Source organism: Streptomyces sp. CB01881 (assembly GCF_002953255.1).
Lineage (GTDB): Bacteria > Actinomycetota > Actinomycetes > Streptomycetales > Streptomycetaceae > Kitasatospora.
On the sequence record NZ_CP026498.1, the window covers coordinates 10,951,498 to 10,954,176 of the forward strand.

Annotated in this window: 1 protein-coding gene and 1 pseudogene; both read left to right on the top strand. The window is 71.3% G+C overall.

The genetic code is table 11. From position 1 onward, the window contains the following. Positions 1-245, top strand: a pseudogene (locus C2142_RS41235) (CRISPR-associated protein Cas5); the annotation flags it as partial. Then, positions 227-2,617: a CRISPR-associated helicase Cas3' gene (cas3, locus tag C2142_RS37165; RefSeq protein WP_148647155.1), complete on the top strand. Its 2,391-nt coding sequence runs from the start codon at positions 227-229 to the stop codon at positions 2,615-2,617. The pseudogene C2142_RS41235 and the gene cas3, both read left to right, overlap by 19 nt. Positions 2,618-2,679: the final 62 nt, after the last annotated feature.

Consider the following 2,679-nt stretch of genomic DNA (forward strand, 5'->3'; position numbering starts at 1 on the left):
CGAGCCCGCCGGCGGTCGTGGGCCATGCGCTCGCCCTGCCCAACGGGCACGACGTGCCGTCCGCCCACACCCACCGCCTCGCCGACACGGTCTCCACGGACCGCCTCACCACGACCTGGTCCGACTACCTGTGGTGCGACGAGCCCGCCGCCACCGCGGCCCCCGTCCGCGACGCCTACCGCGAAGCACCCACCGACCCGGCCCTGCACGAGGACACCCAAGCCGTATGGCTCCTGACCCCTTGACCCCACCACAACGACGCGCCCTCACCGACCTGCGCGCCAAGTCCCTGCCCCGCGAAGACCCGGAACGCCTCACCGCCCACCTGCGCACCGTCCACGATGCCGTGTCCCAGCTCGAGGCCCGCGTCGCCACCGCCGGGATCATCGCCACCGAGCCCCTGTTCTGGGCCCAGGTGCGTGCCGCGGCCCTCCTGCACGACGCAGGCAAGATCGCCGAGAGCTTCCAACGACAGCTCGAACCCGGCGGCGAACCGTGGGGAGAGCGTCACGAAGTCCTCTCCCTCGCCTACGTCGACCTCCTTGCCCCGGCCACAGCGTGGAGCGCCCAGGAACGGCTGCTCATCGCCACCCTCGTCGCCAGCCACCACCGCCCGCTCCACGCCGCAAACTCCCTCGGCGGAGGCAAACCCGCCCTGGCCCGCCTCTACAACGCCGGCACCCGCTGGGACCAGGCATTCGGCCGCCCGCCCGGCCCCGACTGCCGGCCGCAGGTGCCACGCGGCCTGCACCAGGAACTCCTCGCCTGGCTGGCCGGCTTCCTCCGAACCGAACCGGCGCCGCCCGCGCCCGGCGACCCGACGACCGCCGCCCGGGCCCGCCTCCTCCTCGACGAAGTCCTCACCGCCTGGAGAGAACCCGTCAAAGCCCACACGGGCCTGATCGCCGTCCTCGCCCAGGGCGCCCTCACGCTCGCCGACCACGCTGGCTCCGCCCACGTGGAACTGCAGACCCACATACCCCTGCCCCTCGACTACCTCGCCCGCCTCCCGCACACCCCCCACCGCCACCAGCAGGACGCGGCCAACACCACCGGGCACCTCGTCCTCATCGCCCCCACCGGCAGCGGCAAGACCGAAGCCGGACTCGCCTGGGCAGCCCGCCAGCTGACCACCATGCCCGGACTGCCCCGCCTCGTATGGACCCTGCCCTACCGGGCCTCCCTCAACGCCGCCCGACACCGCTTCGAGCGCACCCTCCAACCGGAGGCCGGCCAGGAGCGGCCCGACATCGGACTCCTCCACGGAGCCCTCGCCCGCACCCTCCTCACCGAAGCCCTCGAAGACGACTGCTGCGGCCCGACCAAGGACGATGCCCGCAAAGCCCGCGCCCGCGCCAACGCCATGCGCCTGTTCACCCAACGCCTGCGCGTCGCCACACCCCACCAACTCCTCGCAGCCGCCATCGCCGGCCCCACCCACTCCTCCGTCCTCCTCGAACAGGCCAACTCCCTCTTCGTCCTCGACGAACTCCACGCCTACGACCCCGAGACCTTCGGCCGCCTCTGCGCCGCCATGCGCCTGTGGGAACAACTCGGCAGCAGGATCGCTGTCCTGTCCGCCACCCTCGCCCCACCCCTGCTCGCCATCGTCGACGAGACCCTCCACCACCCTGTCACCTGCCACCGCGCCGCACTCGGCACTGCCCCGGTCCGCCACCACCTCGTCGTCGACGACTTGTCCCTCACTGATCCTGACAGCCTCGAACGCCTCGAAACCTGGCTCGACGAGAGCCACAGCGTCCTGGTCGTCACCAACACCGTCACCACCGCCCAGGACCTGTTCACCAAGCTTGCCGACCACGCCCGCCAAACACGGCCCGACGACCCCGATGCGGCAATGCTGCTCCACTCCCGCTTCAAGAACCGGGACCGCGACAGCATCGAGAGCCGCCTCCTGGCCCGTCACCCCGAACGCAGGCCCGGCGAACCGCACCACCGGGGCGGCCTCGTCGTCGCCACCCAGACGGTCGAAGTCTCCCTACAACTGGACTTCGACCGCGGCGCGGTCGACAACGCCCCCGTCGAGGCCGTCGCCCAGCGCGCCGGACGCGTCAACCGCCTAGGCCTGCACCCTGACGGCGCCGTCGAGTTCCGCGTCCACCGCACCGACGGCCACCGGCCCTACGACCCGGGCGCTATCGAGGCTGCCTGGTCGGCCCTCACCACCCTGGTGGAGGAGGGCGTCACCACCCTCAGCGAACACGACATCGACCGCCTCCTCCACCTCGCCTACGACACCGACTGGGGCCACGACTGGGCGAGGAGGGCACGGCAGGCCCGCGACGGCTTCACCACCGAGTTCCTCACCTTCACCGACCCCTTCCACGACCGCACCGAGCACGCCAAGACCCTCGGCGATCGCTTCGACACCGTCGAAGTCCTCCACCACGACGACAAAGACGAATACCGCCAACTCGCCATCGGCAGGAGCGCCGACCCCCTCCTCGCCGCCGGCCTGCTCATCCCCCTGCGCTACGGCCAGCTGAAAACCTACAACGCCACCTTCGACCGAGCCCTCGGCATACACCTCATCGACGGCCAGTACGACCCCGTCCTGGGCCTTCGCGCACCCGTCGAGCCGGAGACCATCCTGTGAAACCCATCCCCACCCATCCAGTCGACGACGACCAGGGCCTCGGCGGCGTCCACATCAAGTAC